Source organism: Siculibacillus lacustris, assembly GCF_004328075.1.
Classification (GTDB): domain Bacteria; phylum Pseudomonadota; class Alphaproteobacteria; order Rhizobiales; family Ancalomicrobiaceae; genus Siculibacillus; species Siculibacillus lacustris.
This window is the reverse complement of the sequence record NZ_SJFN01000035.1, coordinates 26,697-46,276: the sequence shown is the minus strand read 5'-3', so window position 1 is coordinate 46,276 and position 19,580 is coordinate 26,697. Positions and strand designations below refer to the sequence as shown.

The window sequence follows — 19,580 nt, the reverse complement described above, 5'->3', positions numbered from 1 at the left end:
AACCGAGGCTCGACGCTGTCGGACCGCAGGTACTTGCGGACCGTGTTCCTCGAAAGCCCGGTGCGCCGGGAAATCTCTCGGATCGAGAAATGATCCCGATAGTGCCAGCGCCGGATGACGCTCAATAACTCCATGTCGATCACTCCGCTGTCCCCCGCACCAGTGGCGAGGGAGGAGGTTCAAACATGGGTCAATTCTCGATGGAAAAATCCCTGCCGCCTGGGTCAGTTCTCCGCGGAAATCAACACGCCGACGTCTGAGCGGCGCGCCTCAGCGCGTCATCCGCCCGATCAGCGACACCAGAACCAGGAGGATCACCGCGCCGATCGTCGCGTGGAAGATCTCGCGGAAGAAACCGCCGCCGACCTGAACGCCGAGCCGCGGCAGCACCCAACCGGCCACCGCCGCGCCGACGATGCCGACCACCACGTTGGTCAGGAAGCCGAAGCCGCCGCCCCGCACCATCAGGCCGGCGAGCCAGCCGGCGATCGCCCCGACGACGATCCACAGCAACAGTCCCATCGATGCGTCTCCCTGCTGCGCCGGTTCGGCCGGCGGATCCGAATGCACTGCCGCCCCGCCCGGACGGCACGAAGCGATGGTCCGAGGCACCGGCGGACGAAGGCCGGAACCGGTGTTCGCCCCTCGACCGCCCCGCCCGGACGGCGCGAAGCGATGGTCCGAAGTTCCGGCGGACGAAGGCCGGAACCGGTGTTCGCCCCTCGGCCGCCCCGCCCGGACGGCGCGGAGCGATGGCCCGAAGTTCCGGCGGAGGAGCGCCGGAACCGGTGTCTGCCCCTCCGTCGCCTCGCGCGGATCTGCGAAATCCGATCCGACAGTCGTCCGAAGCGGCGTTCGACCCGAGCGACCTCTCCCGAGCGACCCGGCCCATGCGCCTCTCCCGAGCGACCCGGCGACGGGCCGCCCCGACGTGGACCGGCCCCCGATGATCGGCCCGCAACCCTTCGCCGACGCCGTCAGCGCGTCGCCAGCGCCGCGCGGATCGCTTCGGCGTGGGCGGCGAGGATCTTCGGGTCGGCGAAGGGCCGCGGCAGCGGCCGCACCCGGTCGGCCGACTGGCGCGGCAGAATGTGGAAATGGAGGTGGAACACCTCCTGACCGCCGGCGGTCTCGTTGAACTGCTGGATCGTCGCGCCGTCGGCGATGAACGCGGTGCGCGCCGCCACCGCGACCATCTGCACCACCGAAATCACCCGGGCGAGATCGGCCGGGCGCACGTCGAAGATGTTGCGCGCCTTGGCCTTGGGGATCACCAGGGTGTGGCCGTCGACCGCCGGCATCACATCCATGAAGGCGAGCGTGTGGTCGTCCTCCCACACCACATGGGCGGGGATCTCGCCCCGCAGGATCTTGGCGAAGACGTTGGCATCGTCATAGGCGGGGGTCATCGGTGGGTCTTCCCGTTCGTTGTCTCGGGCTCGGACTGTCGTCCGCCCCCGCGCCCCGGTCAAGCGTCCGCGAGAGCCGCCGCGTCGCCCGCGCCGCGGCGCCGATCGGCGTAGGGCGTGGCGGCGATCAACTCGCCGTCGCCGGCCGCCAGCGCCGCCGTCTCCTCGCCGAGGAAGCGCTCGACCGCGGCGCGGAAGCCGGGGTCGACGATCAGATGGGCCGAGCGGGTGGCGACCGGCAGGTAGCCGCGCGCCAGCTTGTGTTCGCCCTGGGCCCCGGCCTCGACCCGCGACAGGCCCCGGGCGATCGCCCAATCGATCGCCGCGTAGTAGCAGGCCTCGAAATGCAGGAACGGCCGGTCGTCGACGGTGCCCCACCAGCGCCCGTAGAGGGCGTCGCGGCCGATGAAGTTGAGCGCCCCGCCGATCCGCCGCCCCTCGTGGCGGGCGACCATCAGCAGCAGCCGATCGGCCATGCTCTCGCCGATCATCGAGAAGAACCGGCGGTTGAGATAGGGCCGGCCCCATTTGCGCGCGCCGGTATCCATGTAGAAGGCGAAGAAGGCGTCCCAGTCGGCTTCGCCGATCGCCGCGCCGGTCAGCGCCGCCATCTCGATGCCGCCGGCCACCGCCTCGCGCCGCTCGCGCAGGATCTGCTTGCGCTTGCGCCCGAGCAGGGTGGCGAGGAAATCGTCGAAGTCGCGATAGCCGCGGTTCGGCCAATGATACTGGCGATCCTCGCGCATCGACCATCCGGCGTCCGCAAAGGCCGCCGCGTCGCTCGGGGCGAGGAAGGTGGCGTGGGCCGAGGACAGTTTTCCTTGCGTCGTGAGGGTCTCGAGCCCGGCGATCAGCGTTCGGCGCACCAGCGCCCGCTCCGCCGCCGCACCTGGCGCCACCAGGAGGCGCGGACCGGTCACCGGGGTGAACGGTACCGACACCTGGAGCTTCGGGTAATAGCGCCCGCCCGCCCGCTGCCAGGCCTGGGCCCAGCCGTGGTCGAAGACGTATTCGCCCTGGCTGTGGGTCTTGGCATAGGCCGGCACGATGCCGATCGGTCGCCCGTCGGCGCCGTCGACCACCAGATGGCGCGGATGCCAGCCGGTGGCGGGCGAGGCCGAACCGGACTCTTCGAGGGCGACGAAGAAGGCGTGTTGGAGAAACGGATCGGCCGGGCGCCCGTCGTCGAGCGTACCGTCACCGCCGGCGCAGCGATCCCACTCCGCGGCCGAGAGCTCGGCGGCCGCCGTGATCACCCGCACCGTCGCGGCTTCGTCGGTCGGTCTCACCATCCGCTCTCCTCCCCGCGACGGCCGGCACGCTCACCGGCGGTCTGGGCAAGGATAGGGTGGCGGCGGCGCCGGGCCAAGTCGGCGGGGGCGCCGATCAGCGGCAGACGCGGCGGAAGTGCACGTCGCCCCAATTGTCGCGCCACTCTTCGCGCCAGCAGCGACGCGGCTGGACGATCTCTTCTTCCTCGATGATCCGCGCCGGACGGCGGCGCACCACGACTTCGTCCTCGTCGACGTAGCGCGGCTGCGCCGACTGGGCGATCGCCCCGCCGAGGATCATGCCACCGACCAGACCGGCGGCGCCGGCGGCCACCGCCGCCCCCGGGTCGTGGGCTTCGGCCGGAGCCGTCGCGCCGAAGCCGGCGACGGAGAGGAAGGCGGCGAGGCCGAAGGCGACGGAGAGTTTCGCGAACGTCATGAGATGGAGTCCTTCACCGAGTGGCGAAGCCGCCCGCGGGCTTCGAACGAGGAGCGCTCCGCCCGCCGACCGAACCGGTCGACGTCGGATTCGAACTCAGGGTGATCCGCGCTTCGGGCGAAATCAGGGCAGCCGCTCAGGCCGTGGGCAGGGGCACGAACGGCGTGGCGTCCGGGTCGAACCCTTCGAAGATGATCTGATCGGCCGAGGCCAGCGCCCGCGCCCGGTCTTCGGCGTTGCGCACCGTCCAGGACACCACCGGCAGGCCGAAGATCTTGCGCGCCACCCAGGGGCCGGGGGCCGGCAGATCGCGGACGCAATAGGAGATGAACTTCGGCCGGGTCCGCGGCGCGTGCAGGAGATGGCGCAGGATGAATCGCTCGACCCGGCCGGAATGGCCGTAATAGTCGAGGTCCGAGGCGTCGTCGGCGACGATGCCGTGAGCGATGCCGGGCATCAGACGATTGCAGGCGGCGAGCACTTCCGGGTCGAAGGACTTGGTGACCACCGGCCCGGCGTAGCGGTCGAGCAGCGCCGCGACCCGCTCCGACAGACGGTCGTCGGGTCGCCGCGGGAAGAAGCTCTTCAGCTCGATGCACAGACCGACCCGGCCGGCGACCAGATCGAGCAGTTCCTCGAGGGTCGGGATGCGGGCGTCCGACCCCTTGAGATGGGTCGCCCTGAGCTGCGCCATGGTCTTGTCGGCGACCCGCCCGTAGCCGTGGGTGAGGCGCTCCAGCGTCTCGTCGTGGCACACCACGACCTCGCCGTCGGCCGACAGCACGACGTCGCATTCGATGGAGAAGTCGCGGGCGATCGCCGCCTCCGCCGCCGGAAGGGTGTTCTCGACGATGCCGGCGGCCTGGTCGTGGAGGCCACGGTGGGCGATCGGGCGGCGGGTCAGCCAAGAAAAGTCCATGGTCGCAGTCCTCGGGCAGCACGGTTCCGGGCAGCAGGGAGCAGGAGGGTCGCTCACGCGACCTCGAAGATGCCTTCGATCTCGACCGCCACACCGAACGGCAGGCCGGCGACGCCGACCGCGGAGCGGGCGTGGCGGCCCTTGTCGCCGAACACCTCGACGAGGAAGTCGGAGGCGCCGTTGACCACCTTGGGCTGGTCGCCGAAGTCGGCGGCGGAATTGACGAAGCCGGTCAGCTTGACCACCCGCACCAGTCCGTCGAGATCGCCGATCGCCGCCCGCACCTGGGCGATCAGGTTGATCGCGCAGAGCTTGGCCGCGGCCCGGCCGGTTTCGACGTCGGTGTCGAGGCCGAGCTTGCCGACGAATTGGATCCCCGATGGGCCGACCGGGATCTGGCCGGAGACGAAGAGCAGGCTGCCGCTGCGCACGAAGGGCACATAGTTGGCGGCCGGCGCCGCCGGCGTCGGCAGGGTCACGCCGAGGTCGGTGAGACGGGCTTCGATCGAGCTCATGGAGATCTCCGGTAGGCGATGGGTCCGCGGACGGCGTCGGCGACGCGCCGCCTCTTTCTAGTCCGAAAGTCGACGCGGCCGCAATCGTTCCACAATGTTCTGCCGCAGTGCCGAATTGCGGCCACCGCATCCGTGATCACCGATTGAATTCGCCGCCGAACCGTTCCAAAAGAAAGGGGGGCATCGTCGCCGATCGCCTCGGAATCCCACCCTCCCGCGCGGGGGGCTTCATCGAGGTCGTTCATGCCGTCCACCCGCGCCCGCGGCCTCCTCGCCGCCGCGTCACTTCTGGTCGTCTTCGCCGCGCCGTCCCCGGGTCGTGCCGCCGACGTGTTGGCCGGCCTCGCCCCCCATCGGGCGGTCTACGAGATGCGCCTCGAGAAGCGCAACGAGCGCGCCGAAGTGGTCGCCGTCGACGGGCGTCTGGTCTACGAATTCACCGGCTCGGTCTGCGACGGCTTCGCCAGCCAGTATCGCCTGGTCACCCGCCTGCAGAACCAGGACGGCACCTCGCGCGTCTCCGACATGCGCACGTCGTCCTTCGAGGACGGCGAGGGTCGCAGCTTCGACTTCCTCAACCAGAATTTCGTCGATCAGCGCCAGATCGAGGACACCAAGGGCGTCGCCCGCCACGAGACCGATGCGGTCCGCGTCCATCTGGTCCGGCCGGCCTCCAAGTCGCTCGACGTCACCGCGCGCGCCAAGTTCCCGACCCAGCATCTCGCCGCGATCATCGAGGCCGCCACCGCCGGGCGCACCCTGCAGGAGATCGAGCTGTTCGACGGCTCGGAGAACGGCGAGCGCACCTATCGCACTACCGTGGTGATCGGTCGCGAGAAGACCGGCGACGATGCGGATGCCGACGAGCCGGCCGCCGCGTCGCCGCTGCTCGCCGGCCATCGCCGCTGGCCGGTCGGCATCTCCTATTTCGCCCTCGACAAGGTCGGCGGCGGCGAGGAGACGCCAGAATATCAGATGAACTTCGTGCTCTACGACAACGGCATCAGCCGCCGCATGCGCCTCGACTACGGCGATTTCTCGCTGGCCGGCACGCTGACCTCGCTGACCGCCCTCGACACCGCGACCGCCTGCCGGCGCTGACCGGCCCGGCCGATCAGGCCTCCGATTCGCCCTCGTCTCCGATGTCCGTCTCCGGCGCCGCGCGCGCCCGTGGCTCGGCCCGCGGCCGCGACGCGAACACTCGCCCCGGCTCGACCACGTCGGTGCCGAATCGCTGCCGCAGCGCATCGATCGCCGCTTCCGCCCGGGCGCGTTTGCCGGCCCCTTCGTCGATCAGATCGGGCGGGTCGCAGCGGTCGATCGGCACCAGATCGGCGACGCCGATGCCGATCAGCCGGAAGCGCCGTCCGTCGACCTCGCGTTTGAGGAGGTCCTGGCCGGTGCGGAAGATCCGATCGGCCAGCGCCGTCGGATCGGCCAGCCGCCGGTTGCGGCCGTGCGACTTGAAGTCAGGGGTCTTGAGCTTCAGCTGCACCGTCGATCCGCCGATGCCCGCCGCCTTCAGCCGCCGCGACACCTTGGTCGCCAGGCGGAACAGGATCGCCTCCAGCGTCGCATAGTCGGCGACGTCGGTGTCGAGCGTCAGCTCGTTGGAGACGCTCTTGATCTCGCGGTCGGGCTCGACGTGGCGCCGGTCCTGGCCCACCGCCAGTTCCTTGAGCCGCCGCCCGAGCACCCCGAAGCGGCGGAACAGCCGCGATTCGTCGGCGCCGCGCAGGTCACCGACGGTGCGGATGCCCTCGGCGTGCAGCGCCTCGGCGGTCGCCTTGCCGACGCCCCAGATGGTGGTGACCGGCCGCGGCGCCAGAAACGCCAGGGTCTCGGCCGCGCCGATCACCGAATAGCCACGCGGCTTGTCGAGATCGGAGGCGATCTTGGCGAGAAACTTGTTGTGGCTGAGGCCGACCGACAGGGTGACGCCGATCTCGCGCTCGACCCGGGCGGCGAAGCGCGCCAGCGTCAGCGCCGGCGAGGCGTGATGGAGGAGTTCGGTGCCGCCGAGATCGAGAAAGGCCTCGTCGATCGACAAGGGCTCGACCAGCGGCGTCAACTCGCGCATCAGGGTGCGGATCTCGTGGCCGACGCGAGTGTATTTCTCCATGTTCGGGCGGATCACCACCGCGTCGGGACAGGCCTCCAGCGCCTTCCACATCGGCATCGCCGACTTCACGCCGGAGATCCGCGCGACGTAGCAGGCGGTCGACACCACGCCGCGCCGGCCGCCGCCGATGATCACCGGCTTGTCGGCCAGCGACGGGTCGTCGCGCTTTTCGACCGAGGCATAGAAGGCGTCGCAGTCGACATGGGCGATCGACAGTCGGTCGAGTTCGTCGTGGGCGACGATGCGCGGGCCGCCGCATTTCGGGCAGCGGGTCGCGGTCGGCTTCACCGGCGTGAAGCAGTCGCGGCAGAAGGCCTTCGGCCTGAGGACCGGAGGCGAGGGCGGAACGACCGGGCCTGACATCGTGCGCGATCATACCGCCGCAGCCGCCCGGCGCGAAGCGCCACGGCGCCCCGAAGTGCCTGGCGCGGCGCCGATCGCCGAGCCTCAGCCGCAGGAGCGGCGCGCCCGCGGCTCGGCGTCGTGCGCGCTGGATGCGCGCTCGTCGTCGACGATGTAGTCGCGCACGATCGGCACCGCGTCGATCTGTTTGGCGAGCTGGATCTGGAACACGTAGAGCCCGCCCCAGCGGAACGACGCCTCGGAGGCCGCCAGATAGAACTCCCACATCCGCGCGAAGCGCTCGTCGTAGAGCGCCACCGCCGCCTCCCGCCGCGCCGCGAAGCGCTGCCGCCAGGCCTTCAGCGTCTCGGCATAGTGCAGCCGCAGGGTTTCGACGTCGCAGATCCACAGGCCCGAGGCCTCGACCGCCGCCACCACCTCCGACAGCGCCGGAATGTAGCCGCCGGGGAAGATGTGCGAGGTGATCCAGGCATTGGTGGTGCCCGGCCCGTCGGCCCGCCCGATGGCATGGATCAGCGCCACCCCGCGCTCGTCGAGCAGCGAGGCGATCTTGGTGAAATAGGCCTTCAGATGCACCGAGCCGACGTGCTCGAGCATGCCGACCGAGACGATTCGGTCGAAGGTCCCCTCGACGGTCCGATAATCGGAGATCTCGAACCGCGCCCGCTCGGCCAAGCCCGCCTCACGCGCCCGCCGCGTCGACACCGCGTGTTGCCCGAGCGACAGCGTCACCCCGGTGACGTCGCATCCGGCGCGCGCCAGATGCAGGCCGAGACCGCCCCAGCCCGAGCCGACGTCGAGCACCCGGAGCCCCGGCTCCAGGCACAGCTTGGCGGCGATGTGGCGCATCTTGGCGCGCTGGGCCTCGTCGAGCCCGGTCTGCGGGGTCGGGAAATAGGCGCAGGAATATTGCCGCTCGGGATCGAGGAACAGATCGAAGAGGGCGTCGGAGAGATCGTAGTGGGCGCGCACCCGCCGCGTCGCGGCGCCGATCGGATTGTAGTGGACGGCGAAGCGGAACGCCCGCCGGAGCCCGCCGAGGAGCCGCGCGGCGAGGCCGAACGGCGGATCGAGCCCGGCGTCGGCGGTGAGCAGGGTCAGGAGGTCGTAGATCGACCCTTCCTCGACCACCACCGTGCCGTCCATGTAGCCCTCGCCGAGCTGGACCTGCGGATCGATCAGCAACTTGAGCAGCGTGAGACGATCGGTGATGCGCAGCACGACGCGAGGGGACGTGCCGTCGCCGAAACGGACCGGGCGGGTCGAACCGGGGGTCACCAGAACGAGGGTGCCGCGGCGGACGAGGCGGCTCAGAAGAGCGTGAAATCGTGCGATCATGGCGGTCACCAAACTCCCTGAGGTTTTTTGGTAACCTGTAATTCTTGGGCGACGGCCTCGCGCGATCAAGACGCAGGAGCGTCGCACGCCCCTGTCGCAGGCTTCACATTCGCGCGATCGGCGAGGTATCGGGCGACCTCAGCCGGAAGGGGCGAACGCCCGCGCCTCGGCTTCGATGCGGGCGGCCACCTCGTCCCACGATCGGGTCTTCAGCCACACGCCCGGCACCTCCGGCGCCATGCGGAAGAAACGCTCGTCGTCGACGAACTGCACCAGGCGGGCGCCGGGCACCCGGTCGCGCACCGAGGCGAGATGGATCGGCCCGTCGTCGACGAAGATCACCCGCTCGGCGCCCCGTTCCGCGGCCAGCGCCGCCACCGCCGGCCCCTTGGGCCCTTCGTTGACCCGGAGCGGCGCGGCGATGCCGAGTTCGGCGAGCCGCCGGGCCCGCGCCTCGCCGTGACGGCCGGGCAGATTGGACAGCAGCACGATGTCGCAGGCGGCCGACAGCCGCGCCAGCGCCGCCACCGCGCCGTCGACCGGCGGTTGGCTCGCGACCCGCGCCGCATAGAAGCCCTCGATCAGATCGTGCACCGCCTCGGCCGGGATCGGCCGGGTCGATCCCGCCTTGAGGACGTTGCCGGTGATCGCGAAGGCGACCGGGGCGAGCCGGTGGCCGGTGCTCTCCAGGTAGCGCTCCAGCGGCTCGACGAAGCGCAGGATCACTTCGTCGACGTCGACCACCACCAGCGGTCGCCCCGTCGCGGTGCCGGCCGGGAGGCTGTCCGCGGCGCTCATCCCTGGTCGGCCAGCGGATCGAGGGCGTGGCGGGCGGCGGCGATCATCGTCGGCCGCAGCCGCTGGCGCTCCGCGAACACCAGGAGTTGCGACTCGTCGCCCATCAGATACTCCAGCACCGCCGCCAGGAAGCCGGGCTGCGACGCCGCGGCGCGCAGCGTCTCCGGTCCGAGCCCGGTGGCGGTGAGGAAACGGCCGAGCACCTCGGGATCTTCGGCGAGATGGGCGAGGGCCGCGATCGCCACCTCTTCGGCGCGTTCGCGCGACAGGCCCGACCGGTGCTCGATGCCTCGGGGATCCATGATCGGCGTCCTTTTCTGTTCCGTAAGGAATCGATGTTACTGTGCAATACGACGGAAAGACACGGAAGCGACGTTCATCGGACCGGCCACGGGACGTGGTCGAGGGAGCGGCAGATGCCCAAGACGGTCCTCATCGTGGAGGACAACGAGCTGAACATGAAGCTCTTCCACGATCTTCTCGAAGCCCATGGCTATCGGACGTTGCAGAGCCGCAACGGGTTCGACGCCATGGAGATCGCCCGGTCCGATCGGCCCGATCTGATCCTGATGGACATCCAGCTGCCCGAGGTGTCCGGCCTCGAAGTCACCAAATGGCTGAAGGAAGACGACGAACTCAAGGCGATCCCGGTCATCGCGGTGACCGCCTTCGCCATGAAGGGCGACGAAGAGCGGATCCGCCAGGGCGGTTGCGAGGCCTACATCTCCAAGCCGATCTCGGTGGCCAAGTTCCTCGAGACGGTTCGATCCTATCTCGGCGATGCGTGAGTAGCGAGTGAGAGAGCCATGACGGGACGGATCCTGGTCGTCGACGACATCCCCGCCAACGTCAAGCTGCTCGAAGCGCGGCTGACCGCCGAATATTTCGACGTGTCGACCGCGCTGTCGGGCGAAGCGGCGTTGGAGGCCTGCCGTCGCGCGGTGCCCGACCTGGTGCTGCTCGACGTGATGATGCCCGGCCTCGACGGGTTCGAGGTCTGCCGCCGGCTCAAGGCCGACCCGCGCACCGTCCACGTGCCGGTGGTGATGGTCACCGCTCTCGATCAGATCGGCGACCGCATCAAGGGCCTGGAGGCCGGCGCCGACGATTTTCTGACCAAGCCGGTCAACGATCTCGCCCTGGTCACCCGGGTCAAGAGCCTGATCCGCCTCAAGACGCTCACCGACGAGTTGCGCCTGCGCGCCCAGACCGGCCGCGACATGGGCCTCGACGACGGCCTCGATCCCCTGCTGAGCACCGAGGTGCCGCGCGGGCGGATCCTGGTGGTCGACGACCGTCGCTCGTCCTTCGAACGCATCACCGCCGCGCTCGCCGTCCAGCACGAGCCCTGCGTCGAGACCGACCCGCAGCAGGCGCTGTTCCACGCCACCGAGGGCGACTTCGATCTGGTGATCATCAATCTCGGCCTGTCCAATTTCGATGGTCTGCGCCTCGTCTCGCAGCTGCGTTCGCTCGAACGCACCCGCCAGCTGCCGATCCTGCTGATCGCCGCGCCCGACGACCGCACCCGGCTGCTGCGTGGCCTGGAGATGGGCGTCAACGACTATCTGGTCCGCCCGGTCGACCGGCACGAGCTCCAGGCCCGGGTCAAGACCCAGATCCGCCGCAAGCACTATGCCGACCGTCTCCGCGACAGCCTCCAGGCGACCATGGAGATGGCGATCACCGACGCGCTGACCGGCCTGCACAACCGCCGCTTCCTGACCACCCACCTCGAGCAGACGCTGGAGACGGCGCAGACCGAGGATCGGGCGCTGGCGGTGCTGATCGCCGACATGGACCACTTCAAGCGCGTCAACGACACCTACGGCCACGACGGCGGCGACGCGGTGCTGAAGGAACTGGCGTTGCGCATGACCCAGAGCGTCCGCGGGGTCGATCTGGTGTGCCGCTACGGCGGCGAGGAATTCGTGGTGATCCTGCCCGACACCGATCTCGAACAGGCCGGGGTGGTGGCCGAACGGATCCGCACCCGGGTCGGCTCCGAGCCCTTCGTGCTGCCCGACGGAACCACGCTGGTCGCCACCGTGTCGGTCGGCGTCGGCGCTCTGCAGAGCGGCGGAGACACCGTCGAGACGATCATGAAACGCGCCGACGGCGGTCTCTACGAGGCCAAGCAGAACGGCCGCAACCGCGTCGTCGCCCGCGCCGCGTGATCGCGGCGGGAGGCCTCGGCGGCGCACCCCGGCCCACCGGAAGGCCGCGCCGCCCGGATCTCGCGGGTCTGCCCACTCCGGTCGCGTCGCCGCGGCGGTTAAGGTTGACGATTCACGAACATCGGAGATCGGGGGCGCCGCGCTGCACGTGGCGCTTTGCCACGTCGGGTGGCGTCGCTAGGGTCGTGTCGAGGCTCCGTTCACGCATCGCTCCCCCCCTCCGGCCGCTCCGGACGGGAAGGGCGAGAACGGAGGCCGCGGATGCCCGGCACGTCGGGTCCGCCGCAAATCCTCGATGTGCCCGGGTCGTGTCGATCGGGCGGCGATCCCGGGTGGCCTCCCCGTCGGATCTCGCCCGGTCGACCATCCGCGCGGCCTCAGGGGCGGGCGCGGCGGCACCGATCCCGAAGATCCCGAAACGTCCGACTCACAGCCAGCGGCGCTCGAGCAGGCGCGGGGACGTGGCACCCTTGGGGGTGCGCGGGGCCGATTCGGCGGGGGCTTCGATCGCGCGGGCGCGGGTCGGGCGGCGGATCACCGGCCGGCCGGAGGGCGCCGCAGGCGCGTCGCCGTCGCGGGCCTGGATCCGTTCGACGAGGGAACGGAACCCCTGGGGGCTGTCTTCTGAAGGCATTCTGTCGATCCGATCGGGCCCTCGCGAGGGGGCCGCGGCGCAGGAGAGTCGTTTCCGGGAGGACGGCAGGGGACGGCCCTCAGACGCAAAAGCCGCCCTTGAACGGCGGCTTTCGGGTCTTTCCCGGACCGGAACCGACGAATCGGCTCACTTGATCTTGGCTTCCTTGAACTCGACGTGCTTGCGCGCGACGGGATCGTACTTCTTGGCCGCGAACTTCTCGGTCATGGTCCGGGAGTTCTTCTTGGTCACGTAGAAATACCCGGTGTCCGCGGTCGACACGAGCTTGATCTTGATGGTGGTCGCCTTGGCCATGGCCGCAGTCCCTCTGCAATGGTCTCTGAAAGCGAAGGCCCGCGTGAGGTCCACACGGGCCGCGCTTCGGTGTCGGAGTGGCGCGCAAAGTGACCGAAGGCGCCGGCCTTGTCAAGTTTGGCGCCGCCGTGCGACCGCCAGAACCGCGAGATGGGCGACGAAGAAGCCGGCGATCGCCACCGGCAGGCCGAAGTACGGCGCGAGGTCGAGCCCGCGGCCGATCGCCAGCGGCCCGACCACCATCCCGAGCCCGTACATCAGCACGAAGGCGGCATTGGCCCCGGCGAGATCGGCGCCGGCCCGCCGCGCCCCGAGCACCGCAAGCCCGACCGTGTAGAGCCCGGTGCCGAAACCGCCCCACACGAACAGCAGCGCCATCGTCACCGCGAAGTCGCCGACCACGAAGGGCAGGGCGGCCGCGCCGATCGCCCCGACCACCGAGGCGGCGGCGAGCAGGCGGATCCGGTCGACCCGGTCGGCGAGCAGCCCCAGCGGGATCTGCAGCGCCACCGTGCCGAGCCCGATCGCCGTCAACAGGAGCGCCGAACGGGCCTCGCCGAGCCCCACCCCGAGCCCCCACAGCGGCAGGATCGACAGCCCCCCGGCTTCGACCGCGCCGAACACGAAGGCGCCGGCCATCGCCTCCGGAGCCGCCCGGACGTGGTCCATGACCGACAGCGCCGAGGCGTGTTCGAGCACCGGCTCGACGTGGCGGGCGGCGATCAGCGGCACCAGGGCGATGCCGAGCAGCGCCGTGCCGATCGCGAAGGGCGCCGGCCCGGTCGAGCCGACCAGCCCGAGCACCGTCGGCCCGATCGACAGGCCGAGCGAGAAGGCGGTGCCGTAGAGGCCGATCGACAGCCCGCGCCGGTCGGGCGGAGCCAGACTGACGATCCAGAACTCCGACATCACGAAGGTGCCGGTCAGTCCGGCGTGGAACACCACGCGCAGGGCGAACCAGCCGGCGGTCGATTCGACGAGCGGGAAGGCGGCGAAGGTCGCGACCGCCGCGCCGAGCGAGGCGATCAGCAGCCGGCTCGGGCCGATCCGGCGGGCGAGCGGCGTCACCAGGGGCGTCGCGGCCAGCGCCGCGAGGCCGCCGACCGCGGTGTTGAGGCCGATCCAACTCGCCGAATGGCCGCGCGCCTGCATCACCATGGCGAGCAGCGGCAGGCCGAGGCTGAGCCCGGTCGCCACCGCTGCGGCCGCGGCGATCACCGCCGCGAGGGCGAGCAGACGGGTCCGGGATTGCAGCGGCGGGGCGGCGGTCATGGGCCTCGATCGGCAGGGGGGCGGGGCCGCGACCATGCCCGAGCCGGTCCCGCGGCGCAACGACCGCCGCGGGACGGCGGCGATGCGTCCGCCGCGGGGCCCGCCGATCAGCTGCGGGCGGCGATCGTCACCGCCGCGCCGCCCATCGCCACCGCACCGATCCGCCGGGTCAGGCGCAGCGCCCGCGGCGAGGCGAGCCAGCCGCGAGCCCGCGCCGCCGCCGCCATCCAGGCGAGGTCGCAGGCCGCCATCACCGCGATCTGCACCGCCGTCAGCTCCGCCCAGTCGATCACCCCGAGGGTCGGCAGGTCGACCAGCGACGGCAGCAGGGCGAGATAGAACACCATGATCTTGGGATTGCCGAGGGTCAGCGCCAGCCCGGTGGCGAACAGCCGCGCCGCGCCGCCGACCGGCGGGGCGAGGCCGGCGTCGTCGGCCGGCGTCCGCCACATCGCCACCGCCAGATGGACGAGATAGGCGATGCCGGCCCATTTGATCGCGACGAACAGCAGATGCAGCTCGCTCGCCAGCACCGACAGGCCGGCGACCGCGAGCCCCAGCCACGCCGCCTCGCCGATCCACATCGCCGCCACGAAGGGCAGCACCGGCCGGGCGCCGCGGTTCAGCACCTGGGCGACCAGTGCGGCGATGCTCGGTCCGGGCGTGCCGGCGTTGAGGAACAGGGCGCCTGCGAAGATCAACACCGTCGTGACGGTCATGACGCCGATTCTCCCGTGATCTCCTCGCGCACGAAGCGATCGCGCGCCCAACGATAAAACGGTACCGGAGCGGCGCCGTCGAGTCCCGGATCGACCGCCAGACGGCGCTCCAGCTCGTCGAGCACCGCGCGGGTGATCGGTGCCAGATCGACATGGGCGCGGGCTTCCGCCAGCGTCACGAAGGCCACCTCCTCGAGCTCGCCCGACGGACCGAGCCCGTCGGCGCTGCGTCCGGCGATCGCCGAGGCCGGCACTGCCAGGAAGCGCGTGTCGAAGCGCCGCGGCCGCCCCGGCGGGGTGATCGCCCGGGCGATGAAGCGCATCGGCGTCAGCGACGGCCGCAGCTGCCGCGCCGCGAACACCGCGAAGGCGTCGTGCGGATCGGGCGGCGGGGCGTCTGGGAGGGGCACCGCCGCGGCCCCGAGCGGCGCGGCGCTTCCCGCGGCGGCCGTGCCGATCAGCACCCCGGTCTCCTCCCAGGTCTCGCGGATCGCCGCGACCGCGAAGGCCCGCGTCCGCGCCGCTGTCTTCGGCCCGTGCATCGCCACCCGGAGGGCGGCGAGCACCCGCGGGTCATAGTCGTCGGCGAGCCGCACCCGGCTGTCGCCGGGATCGACCCGGCCGCCCGGAAACACCAGCGCTCCGGGCATGAAGCGATGGCGCAGGTGGCGCCGGCCCATCAGCACCTTGAGGTCGTCGCCCGCGCCGTCGATCACGATCAGCGTCGCCGCGTCGCGCGGGCGGTAGGGCGGCGCCTTGCGCGAACGGTCGAGGGCGTTGAGCTCGTCGAGGATCTCCGCGTCACTCCTCATGACGCCGGCCTCGGCGGTTCCTCCCGCGGGACGGTTGCCGCCCGGCCGAAACCGTGCATCGCCAGCGCCCATTGCAGGGCGACCACCGCCCCCTTGATCGGGCGCAGCAGCGCGAGCCCGAGGATCGCCGTCACCGGCAGCCAGATCACCGTCTCCAGCCACACCGGCGGTACGAACATCCGGTCGGTGATCAGCAGGCCGGTGACCACAACGTGGCCGACCACCATGATCGTCAGATAGGGCGGCAGATCATCGGCGCGGTGGTGGTGGAAGGCCTCGCCGCAGACGCTGCAGGCCGGCACCACGGTGAGATAGCCGGCGAACAGCCGACCCTCGCCGCAGTTCGGGCAACGGCAGCGCCAGCCGCGCCACAGGGCGGGTCCGAGCGGCCGGTTCGACCGCGGCGGCGGGGTGGGGGCAGGGCGTCCCCCCGGGCCGCCGTCGTCGAAGGTGATGCGCAATCCTCGTCCTCCCGGAATTCGCCGATGGGCCGGCGCGGCGATCGCCGCGCCCGCGCCGAGCCTCACGACAGGCCGATCGCCACAGCCGTCGGCCAGGTCGGCCGGGTCTGGAGGCGCCGATACCAGTCGGCGAGATGGGGATGGTCGGGCCGCTCGATGGCGAGTTCCATCCACACGTAGGCGAAGGGGCCGAGCACGATGTCGGCGATGCCGAAGGCCGGGCCGGACAGCCACGGCGTGGTCGCCAGCGCCGCGTCGGCGATGCCGAACAGCCGGGCGACGGCGACGCGGCCGCCTTCGATCGCCGCGAGATTGCGCTTCTCCGGCGGGGTGCGCAGCAGGCCGAAGATCACCTCGCGGAACGGCGCGGCGAACTGATGGCTCCAGTCCATCCACTTCTCGGCTTCCGCCCGCGCGCCCGGATCGGCGATCCACAGGGTGCCGGCGCCGTAGCGGGCGGCGAGGTAGCGCACGATGGTGTTGGATTCCCACAGCGTCAGGTCGCCGTCCTCGAGCAGCGGCACCAGCCCGTTGGGGTTGCGGGCCAGATAGTCGGGCGTCGAGACGATCCCGAAGGCGCCGCCGGCATCGATCTGCTCGTAGGGCAGGCCGAGTTCCTCGGCGGCCCACAGCACCTTCTTGACGTTGGCGGAATTGCGCCGTCCCCAGATCTTGATCGTCACGTGGTCTCTCCCGGTGTGGTCTTCGTGTTTGTCGTTCAGGACCGCCGCGGCGGTCCGACCCGGCCGCGCTTGGGCGCGCCGCGGATCTGGCGGGCCTGGGCGGCGGCCAGCCGCTTGCGGCCCATGACCTTGTCGTAGCTGCCTTCCGAGAGGATCTCGAAACGCAGCGCGCCGGCGAAGGGCTGGGCTTCGACCAGCTTGACCTCGACCACGTCGCCGAGCCGATGGGTCTCGCCGGTGCGGCTGCCGATCATCGCGTGGGTCACCTGATCGTAGACGTAGTAGTCGTCGCCGAGGGTCGCCGCCGGCACGAAACCGTCCGCCCCGGTCTCGTCGAGACGCACGAACAGGCCCGACTTGGTGACGCCGGAGATCTTGGCGGCGAAGCTGGCGCCGATCCGGTCCATCAGCCAGCGGGCGATCAAGCGGTCGATGGTCTCCCGTTCGGCCGCCATGGCGCGGCGTTCGCAGGCCGAGATCTCGGCGCCGATCGCCTCCAGCTTGGCGTCCATCGCCTCCGGCAGGCCGTCGTCGCCCATCTTCAGCGCCCGGATCAGCGCCCGGTGGACGATCAGGTCGGCGTAACGGCGGATCGGCGAGGTGAAATGGGCGTAGCGCCGCAGGTTCAGGCCGAAATGGCCGAGGTTGGCCGGATTGTATTCCGCCTGGGCCTGGGAGCGCAGCACCACCTCGTTGACGAGCCCCGCCTTGGGCGTGTCGGCGACCTTGGCGAGGATGGCGTTGAAGTTCGACGGGCGCAGACCGCCGCGGGCGGCGAGCTTGATGTCGAGGGTCGACAGGAACTCCTTCAGCGCCGTCACCTTCTCCTCCGACGGGATGTCGTGGATCCGGTAGAGCAGCGGCACGCGATGGGCCTCCAGGGTCTCCGCCGCCGCGACGTTGGCCTGGATCATGAACTCCTCGATCAGCTTGTGGGCGTCGAGGCGCTCCGGCACGATCACCCGGTCGACGGTGCCGTCGGGCTTGAGCAGAATCTTGCGTTCCGGCAGGTCGAGGTCGAGCGGTTCGCGCGCCGCCCGGCCCTTCTTGAGGACCTCGTAGGCCGCCCACAACGGCTTCAGGACGCCCTCGACCAGCACGTCGGTCTTGTCGTCGACGCGGCCGTCGATCGCCGCCTGCGCCTGGGCATAGGCGAGCTTGGCGGCCGAGCGCATCAGGATGCGGTGGAAGCTGTGGCGCAATTTGCGCCCGCCGGCGGCGAACACCATCCGCACCGCCAAGGCCGGCCGGTCTTCCTTCTCGCGCAGCGAGCACAGATCGGTGGAGATCCGCTCGGGCAGCATCGGCACCACCCGATCGGGGAAATAGACCGAGTTGCCGCGATGCAGCGCCTCGCGGTCGAGCGCCGAGCCGGTCTGGACGTAATGGGCGACGTCGGCGATCGCCACGGTCACCACCACGCCGCCGGGATTGGCCGGATCGTCGTCGGCGACCGCATGGACGGCGTCGTCGTGGTCCTTGGCGTCGTGCGGATCGATGGTGATCAGCGGCAGGTGGCGCCAGTCCTCGCGGCCCTTGCCGGTCACCGGCCGGCAGGCCTCGGCCTCGACCAGCACCGAGGCCGGGAACACGTGGGGGATCTTGTGGACGTGCAGGGCGATCTCCGAGACCGCCCGCTCCGAGGCCATCGAGCCGACCACCGAGCGCACCTTGGCCCGCGACAGGCCGAGCCGGCCGCCCGAGCGCAACAGGTCGACCGCCACCAGATCGCCGTCCTGGGCGTCGCCGAGATCGCCGCTGCCGACGATCAACTCGCGCGACTTCTTGTCGATCGGCACGATCCGGGCGCCGCCGTCGGGCTCGAGGCGGACGATGCCGAGCGCCGCCGCCGGCTGGCGTTCGAGCACGCGGACGATGCGGGCGGCGTGAGTGACGCCTTCCGGCAACTCGACCTCGGCCTCCGACAGGCGCAGCAGCAGGCGATCGCCGACCCCGGCGGCCGGCGGCTTGGGGCCGGCCCGGCGGACCCGCGGTTCGGCGAGCACCAGCACCAGCGGCGCCGGTCCGCGTTCGTCCTCGTCCCATTCGTCGGGCACCGCCAAGAGCTCGCCGTCGGGATCGCGGCGGGTGACGTCGGCGACGAAGACCTGGGCGAGCATGCCGGTCGGGGCGAGGCGCTTGCGCCGCTTCTCGACGACGCCCTCGCTCTCGAGGTCGCGCAGCAGGTGCTTGAGGGCGATCTTGGCCGAGCCGGTGATGCCGAAGGCGCGGGCGATGTCGCGTTTTCCCGCCGCTCCGGGGTTGCGGGCGAGCCAGGCGAGGAGGTCCTCGCGCGACGGCAACGCGTCGCCGAGCCGCGGCGGGGCGGAGGCGCGGGTCGGAGCGTCGGCGGAAGACTTGGGGGGGCGCGGCAAGGTCGGTGGATCCCGGGTCCGTGAAAGGACGCACAGGATAGACCTTCGCGACGTCGCTGTCGCCCGCGACGCGCGTCGCGTCGGGATCACCCGGTCGGGAAAGCCCCGGCGGTCACAGCCAGCGCACGGCCTGGAGCTGTTCGCCCGATTCGCGGCGGTCGATGTCGTCGCGCAGACGGGTCAGGCGGGCGGCGTCGCCGAGATCGACGTCGTCCTGGTCGACCACGCGGTTGCGGCCGGCGGCCTTGGCGACGTAGAGCGCCTTGTCGGCGCGGCCGTAGAGGGCGGAGAAGCCGCGCGGGACCTCGCTGCGGGCGATGCCGATCGAGATCGTCGGGGCGATCGTGCCGGCCTCCGACGGGATGCGGATCGCGGCGATGCGCCGGCGCAGCTCCTCGGCGAAGGTCGCGACATGATTGCGCGCCATCTCCGGATCCCCGAAGGGACAGTCGATCGCCGCGGCGAATTCCTCGCCGCCCATCCGGCCGATCACCGCGCCGTCGCCGAACAGGGCGCGCATCTCGGCACCGACCCGGGCGATCACCTCGTCGCCGGACTGATGGCCGTGGAGGTCGTTGACCGCCTTGAAGCGGTCGAGGTCGCCGAGCACAAGGGCGATGCGCCGGCCGAGCGCCAGACGTTCTTCCACCGCTTCGATGAAGCTGCGGTTGTTGTAGAGGCCGGTCTGCTGATCGGTGCGGGCGAGATCGCGCAGCGACTGGGTCGCGTCCCACAGATCGAGATACATCCGGCCGAATTCCCAGGTGATCGGCAGCGACAGCAGCGCCGCCGCGGTGCCCGAGCCCAGCAGCGCCCACAGCATGCGTTCCGGGCTCGCGGCCCAGGTCTGGCTGATGCTGATCAGCGACGCCATGATGACGATGTAGATGGTCATCCGCGCGACGTAGAGGCACAGATCGGACCTCGAGCGGATGCTCCGGCGCGATGCCAGCTGCAA

The 19,580-nt window shown here is 70.9% G+C and carries 23 protein-coding genes; 3 read left to right on the top strand and 20 right to left on the bottom strand.

Annotation, left to right across the window (positions count from 1 at the left end):
- From EYW49_RS18735 to EYW49_RS18705, 7 genes are all read right to left on the bottom strand, one after another.
- A partial coding sequence (locus EYW49_RS18735; protein WP_131309656.1) for a sigma factor-like helix-turn-helix DNA-binding protein occupies positions 1-134 on the bottom strand: 134 nt, incomplete at its 3' end.
- 136 nt (positions 135-270) lie between these two features.
- Positions 271-522, bottom strand: coding sequence for a GlsB/YeaQ/YmgE family stress response membrane protein (locus EYW49_RS18730; RefSeq protein ID WP_131311155.1), 252 nt, complete (start codon positions 520-522; stop codon positions 271-273).
- A 455-nt stretch (positions 523-977) separates the two neighbouring features.
- Positions 978-1,409, bottom strand: a complete 432-nt coding sequence (locus EYW49_RS18725) for an HIT family protein (protein ID WP_131311154.1) — start codon at positions 1,407-1,409, stop codon at positions 978-980.
- Between the two features lie 59 nt (positions 1,410-1,468).
- A complete protein-coding gene (locus EYW49_RS18720; protein ID WP_131311153.1) occupies positions 1,469-2,701 on the bottom strand; it encodes a GNAT family N-acetyltransferase in 1,233 nt (410 codons plus the stop codon).
- A gap of 94 nt (positions 2,702-2,795) precedes the next feature.
- Positions 2,796-3,119, bottom strand: a complete 324-nt coding sequence (locus EYW49_RS18715) for a hypothetical protein (protein WP_131311152.1) — start codon at positions 3,117-3,119, stop codon at positions 2,796-2,798.
- A 136-nt stretch (positions 3,120-3,255) separates the two neighbouring features.
- Complete coding sequence (locus EYW49_RS18710; RefSeq protein ID WP_131311151.1) at positions 3,256-4,038, bottom strand: glycerophosphodiester phosphodiesterase family protein; 783 nt, start codon at positions 4,036-4,038, stop codon at positions 3,256-3,258.
- Positions 4,039-4,091: 53 nt separating this feature from the next.
- Entirely contained in the window at positions 4,092-4,553 is a 462-nt protein-coding gene (locus EYW49_RS18705) for a RidA family protein (protein ID WP_131311150.1), read from the bottom strand.
- A 243-nt stretch (positions 4,554-4,796) separates the two neighbouring features.
- Here EYW49_RS18705 and EYW49_RS18700 point away from each other — a divergent pair, with 243 nt between their 5' ends.
- The gene (locus EYW49_RS18700) at positions 4,797-5,654 is read left to right on the top strand and encodes a cell envelope integrity EipB family protein (protein ID WP_131311149.1); all 858 of its coding nucleotides are present in this window, start codon (positions 4,797-4,799) and stop codon (positions 5,652-5,654) included.
- Between the two features lie 13 nt (positions 5,655-5,667).
- Here EYW49_RS18700 and EYW49_RS18695 read toward each other — a convergent pair whose 3' ends face one another.
- From EYW49_RS18695 to EYW49_RS18680, 4 genes are all read right to left on the bottom strand, one after another.
- Positions 5,668-7,038 (bottom strand): DNA polymerase IV, encoded by a 1,371-nt coding sequence (locus EYW49_RS18695; RefSeq protein WP_131311148.1) that lies wholly within the window; start codon positions 7,036-7,038, stop codon positions 5,668-5,670.
- Between the two features lie 84 nt (positions 7,039-7,122).
- Positions 7,123-8,376, bottom strand: coding sequence for an SAM-dependent methyltransferase (locus EYW49_RS18690; RefSeq protein ID WP_131311147.1), 1,254 nt, complete (start codon positions 8,374-8,376; stop codon positions 7,123-7,125).
- A gap of 138 nt (positions 8,377-8,514) precedes the next feature.
- A complete protein-coding gene (locus tag EYW49_RS18685) occupies positions 8,515-9,174 on the bottom strand; it encodes an HAD family hydrolase (protein WP_131311146.1) in 660 nt (219 codons plus the stop codon).
- Positions 9,171-9,476, bottom strand: coding sequence for a DUF3572 domain-containing protein (locus EYW49_RS18680; RefSeq protein WP_206365505.1), 306 nt, complete (start codon positions 9,474-9,476; stop codon positions 9,171-9,173). Before EYW49_RS18680 ends, EYW49_RS18685 begins: the two co-directional genes overlap by 4 nt.
- A gap of 114 nt (positions 9,477-9,590) precedes the next feature.
- Here EYW49_RS18680 and EYW49_RS18675 point away from each other — a divergent pair, with 114 nt between their 5' ends.
- Entirely contained in the window at positions 9,591-9,962 is a 372-nt protein-coding gene (locus EYW49_RS18675) for a response regulator (protein ID WP_131311145.1), read from the top strand.
- Positions 9,963-9,980: 18 nt separating this feature from the next.
- The gene (locus EYW49_RS18670; RefSeq protein ID WP_131311144.1) at positions 9,981-11,351 is read left to right on the top strand and encodes a PleD family two-component system response regulator; all 1,371 of its coding nucleotides are present in this window, start codon (positions 9,981-9,983) and stop codon (positions 11,349-11,351) included.
- 427 nt (positions 11,352-11,778) lie between these two features.
- Here EYW49_RS18670 and EYW49_RS18665 read toward each other — a convergent pair whose 3' ends face one another.
- The 9 genes from EYW49_RS18665 to EYW49_RS18625 form a co-directional block, all read right to left on the bottom strand.
- Positions 11,779-11,985, bottom strand: a complete 207-nt coding sequence (locus tag EYW49_RS18665) for a hypothetical protein (protein ID WP_131311143.1) — start codon at positions 11,983-11,985, stop codon at positions 11,779-11,781.
- Positions 11,986-12,132: 147 nt separating this feature from the next.
- The gene (rpmG, locus tag EYW49_RS18660; RefSeq protein WP_131311142.1) at positions 12,133-12,300 is read right to left on the bottom strand and encodes a 50S ribosomal protein L33; all 168 of its coding nucleotides are present in this window, start codon (positions 12,298-12,300) and stop codon (positions 12,133-12,135) included.
- A gap of 111 nt (positions 12,301-12,411) precedes the next feature.
- Entirely contained in the window at positions 12,412-13,572 is a 1,161-nt protein-coding gene (locus EYW49_RS18655) for an MFS transporter (protein WP_131311141.1), read from the bottom strand.
- A 107-nt stretch (positions 13,573-13,679) separates the two neighbouring features.
- Positions 13,680-14,291 carry a LysE family translocator gene (locus EYW49_RS18650; protein WP_131311140.1) on the bottom strand — a complete coding sequence of 204 codons (612 nt, stop codon included), beginning with the start codon at positions 14,289-14,291 and terminating at the stop codon, positions 13,680-13,682.
- Entirely contained in the window at positions 14,288-15,103 is an 816-nt protein-coding gene (locus EYW49_RS18645; RefSeq protein ID WP_131311139.1) for an NUDIX hydrolase, read from the bottom strand. Before EYW49_RS18645 ends, EYW49_RS18650 begins: the two co-directional genes overlap by 4 nt.
- On the bottom strand, positions 15,100-15,564 hold the full coding sequence (locus EYW49_RS18640; RefSeq protein WP_407695488.1) for a DUF983 domain-containing protein: 465 nt from the start codon (positions 15,562-15,564) through the stop codon (positions 15,100-15,102). Before EYW49_RS18640 ends, EYW49_RS18645 begins: the two co-directional genes overlap by 4 nt.
- A 62-nt stretch (positions 15,565-15,626) precedes the next feature.
- Positions 15,627-16,247, bottom strand: coding sequence for a glutathione S-transferase family protein (locus EYW49_RS18635; protein WP_228259677.1), 621 nt, complete (start codon positions 16,245-16,247; stop codon positions 15,627-15,629).
- Positions 16,248-16,282: 35 nt separating this feature from the next.
- On the bottom strand, positions 16,283-18,622 hold the full coding sequence (gene rnr / locus EYW49_RS18630; protein WP_407695487.1) for a ribonuclease R: 2,340 nt from the start codon (positions 18,620-18,622) through the stop codon (positions 16,283-16,285).
- A 112-nt stretch (positions 18,623-18,734) separates the two neighbouring features.
- Positions 18,735-19,580, bottom strand: a complete 846-nt coding sequence (locus EYW49_RS18625) for a GGDEF domain-containing protein (RefSeq protein ID WP_131311138.1) — start codon at positions 19,578-19,580, stop codon at positions 18,735-18,737.